Source organism: Rhizobium beringeri (genome assembly GCF_004306515.1).
Taxonomy (GTDB): domain Bacteria; phylum Pseudomonadota; class Alphaproteobacteria; order Rhizobiales; family Rhizobiaceae; genus Rhizobium; species Rhizobium beringeri.
Genome location: NZ_SILG01000001.1, coordinates 612143 through 627902 on the forward strand (window position 1 = coordinate 612143; position 15760 = coordinate 627902).

Below are 15760 nucleotides of genomic sequence, written 5' to 3' on the forward strand. Positions count from 1 at the left end.
CTCGAGGCGGTCTTTTCATGGGTCGATCCGTCTCGCGGGCAATAACAGCCTTCGAAAGGAAACGCCGATGAACAAGATCTACATCACCACCTCGATCCCCTATGTGAATGCCACGCCGCATGTGGGCTTCGCTCTCGAACTCGTCCAGGCCGATGCCTATGCCCGCCATTTCCGGCTTCTCGGCCACGACGTCAGGTTCCAGTGCGGAACCGACGATAACAGCCTGAAGAATGTCCGGTCGGCGGAAGCCGCGGGATTGCCCGTGAGGGACTTCGTTAATGCCAACGCCGACAGGTTCGAGCGCCTTGGCGGCCTGCTCGATATCTCCAACGAGGAATTCGTCCGCACGTCGCGCGATCCGAGGCACATCACCTGCGTCCATGCCTTGTGGAGGGCATGCGCCGGAAATGGCGACCTTTATCGCAAGGCCTATGAGGGCCTCTATTGCGTTGGTTGCGAGCAATTCTACGAGCCGTCGGAACTCGATGACGGGCGCTGCCCGGAACACGGCATTGCCCTTGAGACCATCCGTGAAGAGAACTGGTTCTTCCGTCTCTCCCGATACGGCGACCGGCTGCTTGAGCTTGTCGAGACCGGCGAGCTTCGCATCGTTCCAGCCCATCGTCGCAACGAAGTCCTTGCCCTGCTGCGGCGTGGCCTGACCGACATCAGCGTGTCGCGCAGCGCCGAACGGGCGCGCGGCTGGGGCGTGCCCGTCCCCGATGGGGATGAGGTCGTCTATGTCTGGTTCGATGCCTTGGCGAACTACCTCACAGGTCTCGGCCACGGGTCCGATCCAACCCTGCTGCAGCACTATTGGAACGGCGGCCAACGCATCCACGTCGTCGGCAAGGGCATCTCCAAGTTCCACGCTATCTACTGGCCGGCCATCCTGCTGTCCGCAGGCCTGCCGCCGCCATCGTCGATCCTCGTGCACGGCTATGTCACAGTGGACGGCAGGAAGATCGGCAAGTCGGCCGGCAACGGGATCGATCCTGAACGCATCATCCAATCCTACGAAACGCCCGACGCACTGCGATATTACCTGCTCCGGCATATACGCTCGGGAGACGATGGCGACTTCTCGGCCGAGCGTCTCGAAGCCGCTTGGTCGGGAGAGCTCGCAGGACAGCTCGGAAATCTCGCCAACCGGGTGCTTGCCCTTCTCTCTACCTCGTTCAACGGCATCGTCCCGCCCGTGCCAGACAATGAGTTCGTCGAGGCTGCGGCCCGCCTTCCGGCGAAGGTGGCCCAGGCCTTAGATGCCTACGAACTCCATGTCGGCCTCGCCGATATTTTCGAGTTTATCGGCGAGGCGAACAGGCGGTTTACACAACGCGCGCCATGGGCGGATGCAAAAGCGCTGCTTGGCGATCTCACGCCGGAGGATCGCAAAGCGACCGCCGCGCGCCTCGGCGCCTCCCTGGCCGAACAGGTCTACGGCCTGGCGATTGTTGCCCGCTGCCTCTTGTCGTTCCTGCCAAGCTCGGCCGCAAAGCTACATTCCAGGCTGGGAATACCGTCTCCTAGCCTCTATCGGGACCCCTTGATCGTGACGGGCGTCAAAGCCGCCCCGCAAGCCGTCCTCTTTCCGCAAAGAGCGGTGGCTTGAAGGGGAACCAGCCCGAGATCCTCTGCGCTGCAACTTAGGCAGCGCAGAGTTTTGACGTGATCCAGAGTGTCATGAAAGTTTCATATTCAGGCTATTTCCGGGAGCGGGAAAATAATCTACTATTTTAGTCAGGAAACGAGATTTCCTGAAACAACGAAAGGATACTGATTGGAGACATTTCTTGTGGTTACCGTGCTCGTTGGAGGCTTCGCACTGATCTTTGCGCTTATCGCAAGGGCAGAAAGAGGCGCCACCACCCAGACCACCGCAAACACCAATTCGGGAGGCTCCGGCGATGGAGGTGGAGGCTGGTTCGACGCCTCAGGCGACTGTGATGGCGGTGGCGGAGATGGCGGAGGAGGAGACTAAATCAAACTGAAAGCGATAGAATGCCCGACCGCCTCAAGGCGGTTTTTTGTTGCCCGGATTTCGGGCCGTGCCGAGACGGCTGTAGGCGGAACTCAGGCAGAGTTGCCGAAAGCTATCTGACGGGCAAGTGGACCAGCTGATCCACAATCATAAATCCTACGCCAACTGCGAGTATCTTGCGCCAATATCCAAGTCCAGGTAGTAGTGGACTAGGTTTTGGGGGAAATCGCTATGGTAAAATCTGAAGCCGGCAGCCCGTATATTTACGGCATCGACGCACTACGATTTGTATGTGCGCTCATGGTGACGATGTTTCATCTTGGATTTGCTTCCTGGGCTTCGCCCTTATATCTAAGACCCTATGAAATGCCGCTGATTGAGAATATTGCCCAACCTGGATGGGTTGGTGTCGAATTGTTCTTCGTCATATCAGGGCTCGTCATCGTCAACTCTGCCGCTGCAGCCAGCGCGATGTCGTTTCTCAAGGGACGAATTCTACGGCTCTATCCAGCGGTATGGATTTGTGCGTCACTGACGCTGATCGTCATCGCCACGCAAGACGTTAATAGGCGCATCATCAAGAACTATCTGCGGTCGGTCACCCTCTACCCTGGCGGACCATGGATCGATGGCCAATATTGGACGCTGGCATGTGAGATCTGTTTCTACGCCCTTGTTTTCATCATGTGCGCGATGGGTCAGAAGGCGAGGATGCCTGCTCTAGCGCTCGGCCTGTCGCTCGCCAGCACGATTTTTATCGCTCTGTTAAACGCCTTTCCCGATTCAGACATTCTGGCCATATTCACCGAGACCGCGTGCCGGGCCATCCCGTTTTATTATGGCTGCCAATTTGCGATTGGCATCTACATATGGCTTTTGTCTCAAGCCCGGATGAGCCGAATTTCCTGGGTGGGTCTCATCTGCGCCTTGGTGACGGGAGCTGCTCAGATATACATGGCAGGCGAAAATACCAGCGAGCGCACTCTTGCCGCAGCCGGTCATTCCTTCTCGCCGCTTCCCGCAGTCGCAATCTGGGTGGCGGGACTGATCTTCATCGTTGCAAGCGTGACCTACAGTAGGCAGATCAGTCGTCTGCCGACGGCCTTCCTTCAATCGGTCAAAACCCTCGGCTCGATGACCTACCCGCTCTATCTGCTGCATTTCGCGATCGGCGTCCAACTGCTCGACTGGCTGACCGATCTGGGGATGACACCGCTGTTGGCGCTTGCATTTGCCGTTGTGATCGTCTGTCTAATGTCGCTGGCTGTGTGCAAATGGGGAGAGCCTCCCATCCGCAGCGTTTTGCGATTGGTCTTCGATAGGCTTGGGCAACGAATTGCTGGTTTTCAGACGAAAGAGTCTCGGGTTTAGGTGGAGGGTGTTTTGGATGACGTGACCGCGGCCGCCGGAGCCTCGGCAAAGCGGCCCATGCCGGCGCAGCTGTGCAGCGCGGATCAATCCAACGGCATCACAAAGGTGAAGCGCGTCTCCTTGTCATCGGAACTGACCGTGATCGTCCCACCATGGGCGCGGGCGATTTCCGAAGCGATGTGCAGGCCCAGCCCCAATCCTCTTTGACTTGAGCCGATTTCGCCTCTGAAATATGGCTGAAAAAGCCTTGTCATCGCATCGCTGGAAATCGGAGCGCCGCTGTTGGCGATCCAAAGTTCCAGCCTTCCGTCAACAGTTGCCGCAGATAGCCGCACCGGTTCGTCCGCCTTCCCATGGGTCAGGGCATTTCCGAGCAGGTTGGACACCAGCTGGCCAATCCGGTCGCTGTCGCAATTTATGGGTCCGGCGAATTCGATGCTCACCTCAATCCCGCGGTCGAGATGACAGGAGCGGAGTTCTCCGATGACCTGTCGCAGGATCGGCTCGAGCTGCTGCGCTCGCCGCTCGAGCGTGATGCCGCCACCCAATCGTCCGCGCGCGAAATCGAGGACGTTGTCAATCAGGCCGGACATGCGAACGACGCTGCCCTGCATCAAATCGAGAACGTTAATCGAGCGATCGGTCTGCTCCTCTTTTCGCAGCATGCGAGCCGCGGCGGCAATCGAGGCAAGCGGGTTGCGCAGGTCATGGCCAAGGACAGCGATGAACTGCTCCCGCAACTCGGCGGTTTGCTGTTCGAGGTCGAGCTGGGATCTGACCATGGCGCCGGCTGCGTCGGCGGCTGCGCGCGCGTCGACAAGCTCCCGTTCATAGCGGCGACGCTCGGCTGCCTGGAACATCGTCACACGGGTGAAAAGCAAGGCGCCGTCTTCCGCACGCCTTTCCATTGCATTGGCGAGCACAGGCAAGGTTCTGCCGTCGGCCGTGACAAGATCGAGGGCAACCTCATTGAAAAACCCCTGCATGCGCAGCAGAGGCGCAAAATGGGTTTCGTAGAATATACGCCCCGAGGTGTTGAGCAGGTCGCGAAGCCGTTTGCCGAGGAGTTGCTCGGCTGGGATGCCGATCCAGGTCGATAGCGTTCGGTTCACCTTGACGATGCGTCCGTCCGGCTGCAGCGAAAGATAGCCGCACGGCGCGTTTTCGTACAAGTCCTCAAGGTCTTCCGCCGGCATGAAGACCTGCGTGTCGGCACCGGTCATCACACGAACCGCCGGATTGCAGATATGACCTCGTCGGGAGCGCTGAGGTTAGGGCAGTGGCCACTCGCGTTCAGCACGACCAATTGACTATTCGGGACCTGCTGATGGACGAATTCGCCGACCTCTTCGGAGGCGATGATATCATCGCGGCATTGAAGGATCAGCGTTCTGGCGGTGACTTCAGGAAGGTCGCTGCGATTGTCTGAGGTGAATGTCACCCGTGCAAACGCCTTGGCGATCTCAGGATCGGTGCGGCAGAAACTATTTGTCAGCTCTTCGCCGAGTTCCGGTCGATCCGGATTGCCCATGATGGCGGGCGCCATGGCGGCAGACCACCCCATGTGGTTGTCGTCCAATGATGTCAGGAGTTCGTCTATCTCAGCGGCGCTAAAACCGCCGATATAGTCATCGTCGTTGATATAGCGCGGCGACGGCCCGACAAGGATCAGGCTTTCAAACAGCTCCGGTGCCTGCAGCGACGCGATGACGCCAATCATCGCGCTGACGGAGTGCCCGACGAAGACCGTTTGCGTCAAGCCAAGTTCGCGGCAAATTTCCACCAAGTCATCCGCATAACCTGACAAGGAAGAATATTTTTCGGCATCATAAGCCGTAAGATCGGATCGTCCCGCGCCAACGTGATCGAACAGCACGGTCTTGAAGTCGCCTTCAAAAGCCGGAGCCACGAAACGCCACATATTTTGATCGCATCCGAACCCATGCGAAAAGATCATCGCACGCTGGCCATCGCCCCTGATTTGAACATGATTTCGATCGATGACGGTCATCTCGCCCTCTTCCCTGCTTTCATAGCATGTTCAGCCTGTTTTGGATTGGGGAAAGATTATTCAGCTGCCAGCCGTTTGCTGCATATCTCAGTCCTTTACCTTCAGGAGCTTGAAGAAGAACCGTCGAGGGTCGTCGCGCACGCACATCATTCCGGCAATCTCGTCATCGTCAATCTTCCGGAAGTAGTCCACGATCGGCTGTTTGTCGTAGATCATCGCAGCCGTTTCGATGCCGTCGAGGGCCTGAAGCCGCAACGAAGCGGTCGTGCCTCTCGCTCGAAGCAGCTTCTGCAGGTATGAGAACCAGCCGCGGGCGACGACCGTCCGGCCAAAGGGCGCCATCTTGATCACCAGCCTAACGGGTAAGAATCTTGGCTCGAGCGCCACGAGTCGGCCCGGTCTCCATTTGAAGAGCAGGGCGTCCGCCCGCATGTCGGAATGGAAGCGCTTGCCAAACCAGTTGAGATTCTCGAGCACGCCGTCCAGCGGATGATCCGACGGAATACCGACGCCACTCCAAAGACCGACCATGTCCTTCGGCTGGACAGGATCCAGCGCGCGGAACCAGGCAGCCATCTCCTCCTGCTGGTCGCTTGGCATGGGTTCTCCTTCAGGGACGGTCATTGCGGAAAAATGAAAAGAAGGTTTGGAAGTTCCCGTTCATGCGGATCGGGCGGAACGCCTGATCAAGGCTTTCGCATTTTGGCCGTCTATGTCTTTAAGCGCAACGGCCCCCGAAGGGGCCGTTGGGGTGTTCACCAGACAAGACCGGCCTAGGCGTCAGGCGCGCGACGGCAACAGGGGATAGCCGACCATGACGGCGCGGCCAAGCAGGGCTGCGACGAAAGCCTTGATCACGTCGCCGGGAATGAAGGCCATCGAGCCGACGAAGGCTTTCGTGAAGCCGAGGCCGGCGACGGTCGCGAGATAGGTGATGCCGAAAGCGTAGAGCACGACGATGCCGCCGGCCATGGCGGTGAGGAAGAAGCTCACCGTCTGCACCAGGGCGGATTGCTGATGGTTGACCAGCCGTTCGCTGAGGTAGCCAGTGACGAAGGCGGCAAAGATCCAGCCAATCAGGAAGCCGGCCGTTGGCGACGCGAAGATGGCAAGCCCGCCGCGGCCGCCGGAAAGCACCGGCAGGCCGATCGCCACCAGAACCAGCACGATCAGCACGGCAATCGCGCCGCGCCGGGCGCCGAGCACGACGCCGGCCATCATGACGCCGAGCGATTGGGCGGTGATCGGCACTGGAATGAAGCCGAGCGAGATCGGCGGCAGCAGGCCGAGCGCCACGATGATCGCGGCAAAGAGGGCGGTAAGAACGAGGTCGCGAGTGCTCATCATGAATTCCGTGTTTATCAATCGTTAACTCACATGCCGCCGAATGCCGCGCGCGTCAATCGCCGCGGCGATATTATCCGCATCCTTAAGGGTCAGGATGATCAGCGGCGCAAGCAGCGTGGTCGGCCGGACCTTCAGCCCGCGTGCCTTATGCGCCTCGCGGATCGCCTGATAACGCCCGACGATCTCAGGCACGAAGCGCAGCACCAGCCCGAGCGCCAGGCCGATATCGTCGGCCTGCACCCAGCCGGTGCGTTCGAGCGGGCGGGCAAGCGCCGTCACCTCGTCGATGAACTCGGTGATCGACGTCGTCGCCGTCACGGTGGCGGCCAGAAGCATCAGCGCCGTCAGCCGCAGCAGGGGCACGAGCGCCTCCTGCCAGGGATTGAAGATGAGGTTGAAAAGCGCCACGACCGCGATCGTCAGGAAGACCGGCCGCAGCCGCCTGAGCCCATCGGCAAACGGCAGGCCGATCATCCGGTAGAGAACCGCCGTCAGCAGCACGGCGATCGAAAGCAGGATGAGGTTGTCGCTGATGAACAGGAGGACGCCGAAGGCCGTCAGCGACAACAGCTTTACCCGCGGCGAAAGCCGGTGCATCACGCTGTTGCCTTCGACATAGAGCGATTGCATCAGGCGGCGATCTCCCTGTAGCGGGCAATCGCCTCGGCAGCGGGCGCATCGGCGGCAAGCTGCCCTTCATGAAACAGCAGCACCCGATCGAAATCGGCGATCAGCTCCAGATCATGCGTGATGATGATGGCGCTTTCCGGCAGTCCGGCGATGATCCCTTCGACCAACGCCCGGTTCTTGAGGTCGAGTTGGTTGGTCGGTTCATCGAGGATGAGAATGCCTGGCCCCGTCGCCAGCACCGAGCAGAGGGCCGCCACCTGCAGCTCGCCGCCGGAAAGCTCGTGCGCGCGCCGATCGGCCAGCGCCTCAGCGCCGAAGCGGGCCAGCACGCCCTCGACCTTCGCCTCGATCTCCGCCTTGCTGAAGCCGCGCCGCTTCAGCCCGAAGGCAATGTCGTCTTTAACGATCGGCAGGATGATCTGGTTCTGCGGTGACTGGAAGATGAAACCGACATCGGCCACAGCCGTCTTCTCATCGCTCGTGTCGCGGCCGTTGACGGTGACGCGCCCGACCGATGGCTTGGTCAATCCATTGATCAGCCGCGCGAAAGTGGTCTTGCCCGAACCGTTCAGCCCGATGACGCCGATGCGTTTTCCACTGATGCCGAGCGTCAGCGGCTGCAGCGCCACCCGTGCCCCGAAACTGACCCCGGCGCCTTCGAAACGAATATCCAAACCCATCCCTCGCATCCTCGCGATCCCGCTTCTATACGGGGAATCTCGAGTGATGAAAGAGTAAATCTCCTTGTCGATATCGGGTGGCTAGGAAGATTTTCCGGATTATGATGGGGCCATGACGAATCTGCTTTCCAATTCCGACGCCCGCCGTGTCTTTCTTGCCAAGCAGGGCCTCAGCGCCCCGCCGAACCGCGCCTTGACCAAGGCCGGACTGCTGCAGCTCATCCATGAGCTGGGTTTCGTCCAGGTGGACAGCATCCAGACGGTGGAGCGGGCGCATCATCAGATCCTGTTTTCCCGCAACCAGACCTACCGGCGCGAACATCTGACCGCGCTGCTCGAAAAGGACGGCGCGCTGTTCGAACACTGGACACATGACGCCTCGATCCTGCCCAGCGCCTTTTTCGTCTATTGGAAGCACAAGTTCCGCCATCAGGAGAAGGTGATCGTCGAGCGCTGGCGCAAATGGCGCGGCGAGGGCTTCGAGGCGGCGTTTGCGGAGACCTATGAGCGCGTTGAGCGCGACGGCGCGATCCTGGCGCGCGACATCAAGGCCGATGGACACGTTTCCGGCGGCTGGTGGAACTGGCATCCGAACAAGACGGCGCTCGAATATTTCTGGCACACCGGCAAGTTCGCCATCGCCGGCCGCTCGAATTTCCAGAAGATCTATGACCTGGCGGAACGCGTCATCCCGGCCGAATTCCGCGAGCCGGAGGTGAGTCGCGAGGAATTCGTCGACTGGGCCTGCTGCAGCGCGCTTACCCGGCTCGGCTTCGCCACCCACGGCGAGATATCAGCCTTCTGGAACCTGGTCTCGCCCGATGAGGCCAAGGCCTGGGTATCAGCTCATCGCGACGAACTGATCGAAGTTCTGATCGAACCGGCGCTGGGCGGCAAGGCGCGGCCATCCTGGGCCTTTGCCGATTTTCTGTCGACGCTCGACAATTACCCCGACGCGCCGCCGCGCATCCGGGTGCTCAGCCCCTTCGACCCGATGATCCGCGACCGTAACCGCACCGAACGCCTGTTCGGCTTCTTTTACCGCATCGAGATTTTCGTGCCCGAGCCGAAGCGCGAATATGGCTATTACGTCTTCCCGCTGCTCGAAGGCGACAGGCTGATCGGCCGCATCGACATGAAGGCGGATCGGAAGAAATCGACGCTTGATGTCAAGCGGCTCTGGCTGGAGCCCGGTGTAAAACCGTCAGCCGGGCGGCTGGAGAGGCTGGAAGCGGAGTTGGAGCGGGTCGCGCGGTTTGCGGGTGTGGAGAAGGTTGTGCTGCTCGACGGGTGGAGAGGGTAGTCCCTTCGCCGGAGCAGCGGCATCTTGCGCGAAAACCCCTCCCCAACCCCTCCCCACAAGGGGGAGGGGCTGCCGTGTGGCGCCCGTCGAGTTTCATTCCTGACGATGCAGCGTGTGGTGGCGCATTTTGGTGGCAGAACCCCGCCGCGGGTTAGTCCCTCCCCCTTGTGGGGAGGGGTTGGGGAGGGTTTTTTTCTTCAGCAGATCTCTGTCGTGCTGATCTTGATGCCGAAACCTTCGAGGCCGACATAGTGGCGCTCGCGGCTGGTGAGCAGCTTGATCGAGCTGACGCCGAGATCCCTGAGGATCTGTGCGCCGAGGCCGATTTCCAGCCATTCGCTGTCGCGCGTCTGGGCTTCGGCATGGGCTTCGCGGCCCTGGTTGCGGGCCTTGCGGCCGTTGTCGTGGTGGCCGACGCCGACCGAGCCTTCGCGCAGATAGACGATGACGCCGCGGCCTTGCTCGGCAATCTTCTGCATGTAGAAATCGACCGGGCTGTTCTTGCCGAAGAGATCCTCGGCGACATTCTCCGGATGCAGACGCACCGGGATGTCGACACCGTCGCGGATGTCGCCGAAGACGACGGCGAGATGCTGCATCGGGTCCCAGGGCAGGGAATAGGTATGGGCCTTGGCCTTGCCGAAGGGCGTCTCGATGTCGAAGCTGGTGCCGAGTTCGATCAGCGTTTCCTTGCGCTGGCGATAGGCGATGAGATCGGCGACGGAGACGAGCTTCAGCCCGTGCTGTTCGGCAAAGTCCACCACCTCAGGGCCGCGCGTGACGGTGCCGTCGTCGTTGACGAGTTCTGAGATAACGCCGATCAGCGGCAGGCCGGCGAGCTTGCAGAGGTCGACGGCAGCTTCCGTATGGCCGGAGCGCATCAGCACGCCGCCTTCGCGGGAAACCAGCGGGAAGATGTGGCCGGGACGGACGAAATCGGAAGCGCCGACATTCGGATTGGCGAGGTTACGCACCGTCAGCGTCCGGTCGTCTGCGGAGATGCCGGTCGACGTGCCGTGCTTGAAATCGACCGAGACGGTGAAGGCCGTCGTATGGGCCGAATCGTTTTCCGCCACCATGGCGTTGAGGTTGAGGCGCTTGGCCTCTTCCTTCGGCATCGGCGCGCAGACGATGCCGGAGGTGTGGCGGACGATGAAGGCCATCTTCTCCGGTGTGCAATGCACGGCAGCGACGATCAGGTCGCCTTCGTTCTCGCGGTCATTGTCGTCCATGACGACGACGATCTCGCCGGCCTCGAAGGCCCGGATGGCGTCGACGACACGCTTCTGGTCATAAGACATGGGCGAGCGCTCCTATTTCAGACGGCCGGTCTGGCCGCGGTCGCGAAGATAGTGGTCGGCGACGGCGCAGGCGACCATCGCCTCGCCGATCGGCACGGCGCGGATGCCGACGCAGGGGTCGTGCCGGCCCTTGGTGCGGATATCGACATTCTTGCCCTCCGCATCGATCGACTGGCGTTCGGTCAGGATCGAGGAGGTCGGCTTGACGGCGAAACGCGCCACCACCGGCTGCCCGGTGGAGATGCCGCCGAGAATACCGCCGGCATTGTTGGAAAGGAAGATCGGCGTGCCGTCATTGCCCATGCGCATCTCGTCGGCATTGTCTTCGCCTGAGGTTTCGGCGGCGGCAAAACCATTGCCGATCTCGACGCCCTTGACGGCGTTGATCGACATCAGCAGCGAGGCGATATCCTGGTCGAGCTTGGCATAGATCGGCGCGCCGAGGCCGGCCGGCACACCTTCGGCGATCACTTCGATGACCGCGCCGATCGAGGAGCCGTTCTTGCGGATGCCGTCGAGATATTCCTCCCAGACCGGCACGATCGCGGCATCGGGCGAGAAGAACGGGTTCTGATCGACCTGATCCCAATCCCAGTTGCGGCGGTCGATCTTGTGTTTGCCGATCTGCACCAATGCGCCGCGCACGGTGACGCCCGGTACGATAAGACGGGCGATGCCGCCGGCAGCAACCCGCGCAGCGGTTTCGCGCGCCGAGGAACGGCCGCCGCCGCGATAGTCGCGAATGCCGTATTTGAGGTCATAGGTATAATCGGCATGGCCGGGGCGGTATTGTTTCGCGATCTCGCCGTAATCCTTGGAGCGCTGGTCGGTGTTTTCGATCAGCATGGAGATCGGCGTGCCGGTGGTCGTCATCGTCTCGCCGTCGGCGTCCAGCATGACGCCGGACAACACCTTTACCAGATCGTCCTCGCGCCGCTGCGTCACGAAGCGGGATTGTCCGGGCTTGCGCTTGTCGAGCCAGACCTGCAGGTCCTCGAGCTTGAAGCGCAGCCCCGGAGGGCAGCCGTCAACGACGCAGCCGAGCGCCGGACCATGGCTTTCGCCCCAGGTGGTTACGCGGAAAAGGTGACCGAATGTATTGTGCGACATGTGTTCCCACGGTGGCGCGCCAAAGCCGATCGCTGCCGGCCGCGCCATTGCTTGAAAAGGCGCGACACTCATAGGCCAAAAATCCGCCGAGGCAAAAGCCTTTCTTTGCGTCAAACCGGCAGCCCAGGAAATGCTGTTTCCGTCTTTGCCGGTGATCGACGGCGCATTGTGCCGCCATTCTCTCTGCGCAGGCGGGGAGGGGTCCGGACGACGCCGATCAGCAGGCGGCGATCATGATGCCAGCCGCCACCCCGTTCCTGTGGCTTCGTTGGTGAAATCGTCGAAGGAGAGCGGTCGCGAGAAGGCAAAGCCTTGCAGGATATCGCAGCCGAGATCACGCAGCAGCGCGGCATGCGCTGCCGTCTCCACCCCTTCGGCCACCGTCTCGACGCCGAGCGAGCGGGCGATCTCGATGATCGAGCTGACCAGCGCCCGCTCCTGCGAGGCATTGACGATCGGTTGCACCAGCTGGCGGTCGATCTTCAGGCGTTTGGGCTTCAGCTTCAACAGGCTGACGATCGAGGTATGGCCGGTGCCGAAATCATCGATCTCGATATCGATGCCGAGCGCCTTGATGCGCTCGAGATTCTGCGAGACGACGTCCTCGCTCTCGTCGAGAAAGATCGATTCCACCAGTTCGAAGGAGATCTCACCCGGACGGATATGCAGGTCGGCGAGCGATTCCAGCAGGCTCCCGTCATGCAGCCGCCGCGCCGAAACATTGACCGAGACCTTGGGCACGGCAATGCCGCGCGCTGTCCAGCGCACCTTGTCGCGCAGCGCCGTTTCCAGCACGATCCGGTCAAGCATCTGCACGACATTGATCTCGTCGGCGATGCGCAGGAACTTGTCGGGGGTCAGCAGCCCCTTGGACGGGTGCTTCCAGCGCACCAGCGCCTCGACGCCGGTCAGTTCCATCGTCCGGGCCGAGAATTGCGGCTGGTACCAGGCGGTGAATTCGCAATTGTCGATGCCCGCGAGGATCTCGTCGGCGGTGCGCTTGGTGTTGATGATATCGGCCTGGAGATTGTGATTGAAGAATTCGAAGCGGTTGCGGCCCATGCTCTTGGCGCGATAGAGCGCGATGTCGGCATTGATCAGTACCTTGCGCGCATCGACATGGATGCCGTTGGCGAGTGCAATGCCGATCGACACGCCGCAGCGGCAGGAAAAGCCCTGGAAATCGATCGGCTGGCGCATCTCCTCGATGATCCGCGTCGAAAGCTGGGCCATCTCCTTGTCGCCGACATCGAGGGCGAGGATGACGAATTCATCGCCGCCGATGCGTGCGACGATATCGCTGCCGCGGACATTCTTGGCGAGCACCTTCGAGGCGTGCACCAGCATCGCATCGCCGGCGGCATGGCCGAGCGTGTCGTTGATGTCCTTGAAGCGGTCGAGATCGATGTGCAGGATCGAGAATTTCTGCCGCTGCTGCCGGCCGTCATGGGTGAGATTTTCGAGCGCGATGTCGAGCTTGCGGCGGTTGGCGAGTGCGGTCAGCGGGTCGTGCAGCGAATTGTGCTCGATCCTGTTCTTGACAAGCTCGAGCTCGATATTCTTGGCGACCGCCTCGTCCTTGGCAGCCTTCAGCCTGATCGTCATCAGCACGTCTTCGGTGGCATCGAAGGCGATGCCCATGATCTTCATCTCGCCGGTCCCCGTCTGGTGGACCTTGCCGACCGAGCGAACATAGCGCACCGAGCCGTCGTCGACGATCACGCGGCAGACGAGGGTGTGCGTATCGCCGTTGTGCTTGAAGTGACGCGCACTTTCGAGCGCCAGGCTCCTGTCCTCGGGGTGGATGCGGCTAAGCCAGGTCTCCTCGGTCATGAAGCCGTTGCGCGGCGCAAGCCCGTAGAGCTCGTGCATCCGCTCGTTCCAGATCGAGCCGCCGAGGCCGGGCCGCGCCTCCCATATGCCGCACTGATAGGAATTGAGCGCCAGGTCGAGCCGGCTGGAAAGCTCGGCCAGCTGCCCCTCGCGGCTTGAGAGCTCTTCAAGCGCCAGCTCCAGCTCGGCATTCTTGACCTCGCTCATATCCTTGGCCTTGCGCAGCGTGTCGGTGGTCACCGCATCGGCGGTCACGTCCCAGACGATGCCGATCGTCTTGCTGACGCCGCCGGCATCCGTATAGAAGGCGCCGACCGAGCGCAGGTGGCGGATGCCGCCATCGCCAAGCAGGATGCGGTACTGCGCCGTGCAGGCAGCGCCGGCGATGCTGCAGCTGAAGAAATGCACTTCGGCGGTTTCACGATCCTCGGGCAGGATCGCCGCCAGCCACTCGTCGAGCGCCCGGCTTCCTTCTTTGGCCGCTTTGCCGTGCAGGGCTGCAGCGCGCGCGTCCCAGAGCAGGCTGCTCGAATGATCCTCCAGCTCCCAGATGCCGATATTGGAGGATTCCAGGGCCAGATTGAGACGCTGCGACAGTTCCAGCAATTTTGCCTCGCGCCTCTCCAGCGCGGTAATATTGCGATTGCGCTCGCCGAGCAGAAGGGTCGCGAAGAAGATCGGCACGATGATGATGAAGCCGGCGGCAAGGATGATCAGACGCAGCTCGGTGCGGTTTTCGGGGATCGCGTTCCAGCCGCTGTTCGGGACCGCGGAAAGCTCCCACTTGCCGCCGGCAAAGCCGATCTTCTGGCGCATCGGATCCTTGTCATCGATATCGGACGAACCGAAGAACGGCGCCGGCAGAGCAGCATTGGTCGCGGCCGCCGCGCCGATATCGCGGATGGCGATCGAAAGATGGTCGAGATGTGGATAGCGTTCCCGGTTCTCGCGGTCGCGTGCCGGCATCAGCCCGGTCGCCTGGTAGAACATCGTCTGGTCGATCGCGACCTCGACTGCCCCCCAGAGCCGCCGCTCGCCGTTCTCCCTGACGAAAACCGGGAAGAAGATGGCAAAGGCGTCGCGGCCATCAATGCTGATCGGGCCGTAGAAGCGCGCCGACTGGTCGCCGGCCGCGCTGGTCATCGCCTGGCGGAAGAAGAGAGTTTCGCGCACGTCGCGGCCGATCCGCTCATTGCTGGATTGCGGCGGGTGGATGTCGCGGATGATGAAATCAGGGGCGACGGCAATATGAATGAAAGACGGGTTCTGGATCAGCAGCCAGTTGATCTGGCGCTCCATCTCCTCTCCGTTTGCCGCGCTGAGGGAGATCAGGTTCGTAAGGTCGCGGACGACGCTGAGGTCCAAATTGATCTCGGCCATGACCCGGGCGCGGATCAGGTTCGTCTCGTTTTCGGTGCGGATATGAAGTTCGCGCACATAAGACGCAGTATTGGCCCGGTCGAGCCCGAAGCCGACCATGATGACGACGAGGGCGACAAGCGACGAAACCAGAAACGAAACGCGAGTATTCTTCAACACGCGCCGCAACTGCTTGCTGTCGCTGAGCCTGGATAGCAAAATGAAACTCCCCTGTTGGCGAGCAACTGTAGGACGCGCGGGTTAATTTACGATTGCCCGCCGGCGATGCCGAAAAATCGTGTGAAGGGAAAAACCGCGGGTTAACGCGGCATCTTGATTATATTTAAAATCCTATTCATCAATTGGGCGGGAAAAGCCATTCTTACGGGCAATTTTCGCCATATTCAGGAGCTTATCTGTGGCCAGTCATGTTCTCGTGCAGCGTCTTAAAAGGATTGTCGCCATGCGTTTCGTCGTCGCCACGCTTTTGGCAACAGCAAGCTTCCTGTCACCGATGAGCGGTTTTGCCGAGAGCGCCGATGTCGAGGCGACGATCAAGAAGGTCGACACGGCCAACCTCGTGCTGACGCTCGACGACGGCAAGACCTATCAGGCGCCCGAGGAATTCAATTTCGACGGCCTCGAAGCCGGCGTGAAGGTGATCGTCTTCTATACCGAGGTCGACGGCAAACGCGTCATCAACGATCTCGACATCGTCAAATAGGCAGTTCTCTGGAGAATGATCGGGTGAGGTACGCGCCGATGGCTGCAACCTCTGTGGACAGCACAGGCCGAACAGCTCGTTCGCATTCCAATCCGACCTGTTGGAGCGCC

14 protein-coding genes are annotated in these 15760 nt (G+C 60.9%); 5 read left to right on the forward strand and 9 right to left on the reverse strand.

The genetic code is table 11. The annotated features are described in order from the left end of the window. The first annotated feature begins 67 nt into the window (after positions 1-67). The 3 genes from metG to ELH03_RS03080 all read left to right on the forward strand — a co-directional run bounded on the left by metG (position 68) and on the right by ELH03_RS03080 (position 3352). Positions 68-1612 carry a methionine--tRNA ligase gene (gene metG, locus ELH03_RS03070; RefSeq protein ID WP_128411455.1) on the forward strand — a complete coding sequence of 515 codons (1545 nt, stop codon included), beginning with the start codon at positions 68-70 and terminating at the stop codon, positions 1610-1612. A gap of 168 nt (positions 1613-1780) precedes the next feature. Beyond that, positions 1781-1981, forward strand: coding sequence for a hypothetical protein (locus ELH03_RS03075; protein ID WP_130766011.1), 201 nt, complete (start codon positions 1781-1783; stop codon positions 1979-1981). A 231-nt stretch (positions 1982-2212) separates the two neighbouring features. Further along, complete coding sequence (locus tag ELH03_RS03080; protein ID WP_128411456.1) at positions 2213-3352, forward strand: acyltransferase family protein; 1140 nt, start codon at positions 2213-2215, stop codon at positions 3350-3352. Positions 3353-3435: 83 nt separating this feature from the next. Here the strand turns inward: ELH03_RS03080 and ELH03_RS03085 are convergent, their stop codons facing one another. The 6 genes from ELH03_RS03085 to ELH03_RS03110 form a co-directional block, all read right to left on the reverse strand. Then, on the reverse strand, positions 3436-4575 hold the full coding sequence (locus ELH03_RS03085) for a PAS domain-containing sensor histidine kinase (protein ID WP_128411457.1): 1140 nt from the start codon (positions 4573-4575) through the stop codon (positions 3436-3438). Next, positions 4575-5363, reverse strand: coding sequence for an alpha/beta fold hydrolase (locus ELH03_RS03090; protein ID WP_128411458.1), 789 nt, complete (start codon positions 5361-5363; stop codon positions 4575-4577). The genes ELH03_RS03085 and ELH03_RS03090 overlap by 1 nt, the downstream gene beginning before the upstream one ends. Before the next feature lie 87 nt (positions 5364-5450). Next, the gene (locus ELH03_RS03095; protein WP_130806651.1) at positions 5451-5987 is read right to left on the reverse strand and encodes a GXWXG domain-containing protein; all 537 of its coding nucleotides are present in this window, start codon (positions 5985-5987) and stop codon (positions 5451-5453) included. A gap of 156 nt (positions 5988-6143) precedes the next feature. Beyond that, positions 6144-6707: a biotin transporter BioY gene (locus ELH03_RS03100; RefSeq protein ID WP_047614436.1), complete on the reverse strand. Its 564-nt coding sequence runs from the start codon at positions 6705-6707 to the stop codon at positions 6144-6146. 24 nt (positions 6708-6731) lie between these two features. Continuing rightward, positions 6732-7340: an energy-coupling factor transporter transmembrane component T family protein gene (locus tag ELH03_RS03105; RefSeq protein ID WP_128402740.1), complete on the reverse strand. Its 609-nt coding sequence runs from the start codon at positions 7338-7340 to the stop codon at positions 6732-6734. Continuing rightward, a complete protein-coding gene (locus ELH03_RS03110) occupies positions 7340-8014 on the reverse strand; it encodes an energy-coupling factor ABC transporter ATP-binding protein (RefSeq protein WP_128402781.1) in 675 nt (224 codons plus the stop codon). The genes ELH03_RS03105 and ELH03_RS03110 overlap by 1 nt, the downstream gene beginning before the upstream one ends. Positions 8015-8132: 118 nt before the next feature. Between ELH03_RS03110 and ELH03_RS03115 the strand changes: the two genes are divergently transcribed. After that, entirely contained in the window at positions 8133-9323 is a 1191-nt protein-coding gene (locus ELH03_RS03115; protein WP_128411460.1) for a winged helix-turn-helix domain-containing protein, read from the forward strand. Positions 9324-9520: 197 nt separating this feature from the next. Here ELH03_RS03115 and ribB read toward each other — a convergent pair whose 3' ends face one another. The 3 genes from ribB to ELH03_RS03130 form a co-directional block, all read right to left on the reverse strand. Continuing rightward, on the reverse strand, positions 9521-10624 hold the full coding sequence (ribB, locus tag ELH03_RS03120) for a 3,4-dihydroxy-2-butanone-4-phosphate synthase (RefSeq protein WP_018449308.1): 1104 nt from the start codon (positions 10622-10624) through the stop codon (positions 9521-9523). A 12-nt stretch (positions 10625-10636) separates the two neighbouring features. After that, complete coding sequence (aroC, locus tag ELH03_RS03125; protein WP_128411467.1) at positions 10637-11734, reverse strand: chorismate synthase; 1098 nt, start codon at positions 11732-11734, stop codon at positions 10637-10639. A gap of 231 nt (positions 11735-11965) precedes the next feature. Then, complete coding sequence (locus tag ELH03_RS03130; protein ID WP_128411461.1) at positions 11966-15145, reverse strand: bifunctional diguanylate cyclase/phosphodiesterase; 3180 nt, start codon at positions 15143-15145, stop codon at positions 11966-11968. Positions 15146-15389: 244 nt separating this feature from the next. Between ELH03_RS03130 and ELH03_RS03135 the strand changes: the two genes are divergently transcribed. Continuing rightward, positions 15390-15650 (forward strand): DUF1344 domain-containing protein, encoded by a 261-nt coding sequence (locus ELH03_RS03135; protein WP_003569889.1) that lies wholly within the window; start codon positions 15390-15392, stop codon positions 15648-15650. Positions 15651-15760 lie beyond the last annotated feature (110 nt).

Coding starts and splice junctions, on each gene's coding strand:
- ELH03_RS03095 (WP_130806651.1), bottom strand. CDS start 5,987: ATGACCGTCCCTGAAGGAGAACCCATGCCAAGCGACCAGCAGGAGGAG.
- ELH03_RS03115 (WP_128411460.1), top strand. CDS start 8,133: ATGACGAATCTGCTTTCCAATTCCGACGCCCGCCGTGTCTTTCTTGCC.
- metG (WP_128411455.1), top strand. CDS start 68: ATGAACAAGATCTACATCACCACCTCGATCCCCTATGTGAATGCCACG.
- ribB (WP_018449308.1), bottom strand. CDS start 10,624: ATGTCTTATGACCAGAAGCGTGTCGTCGACGCCATCCGGGCCTTCGAG.
- ELH03_RS03105 (WP_128402740.1), bottom strand. CDS start 7,340: ATGCAATCGCTCTATGTCGAAGGCAACAGCGTGATGCACCGGCTTTCG.
- ELH03_RS03080 (WP_128411456.1), top strand. CDS start 2,213: ATGGTAAAATCTGAAGCCGGCAGCCCGTATATTTACGGCATCGACGCA.
- aroC (WP_128411467.1), bottom strand. CDS start 11,734: ATGTCGCACAATACATTCGGTCACCTTTTCCGCGTAACCACCTGGGGC.
- ELH03_RS03135 (WP_003569889.1), top strand. CDS start 15,390: ATGCGTTTCGTCGTCGCCACGCTTTTGGCAACAGCAAGCTTCCTGTCA.
- ELH03_RS03085 (WP_128411457.1), bottom strand. CDS start 4,575: ATGACCGGTGCCGACACGCAGGTCTTCATGCCGGCGGAAGACCTTGAG.
- ELH03_RS03100 (WP_047614436.1), bottom strand. CDS start 6,707: ATGAGCACTCGCGACCTCGTTCTTACCGCCCTCTTTGCCGCGATCATC.
- ELH03_RS03090 (WP_128411458.1), bottom strand. CDS start 5,363: ATGACCGTCATCGATCGAAATCATGTTCAAATCAGGGGCGATGGCCAG.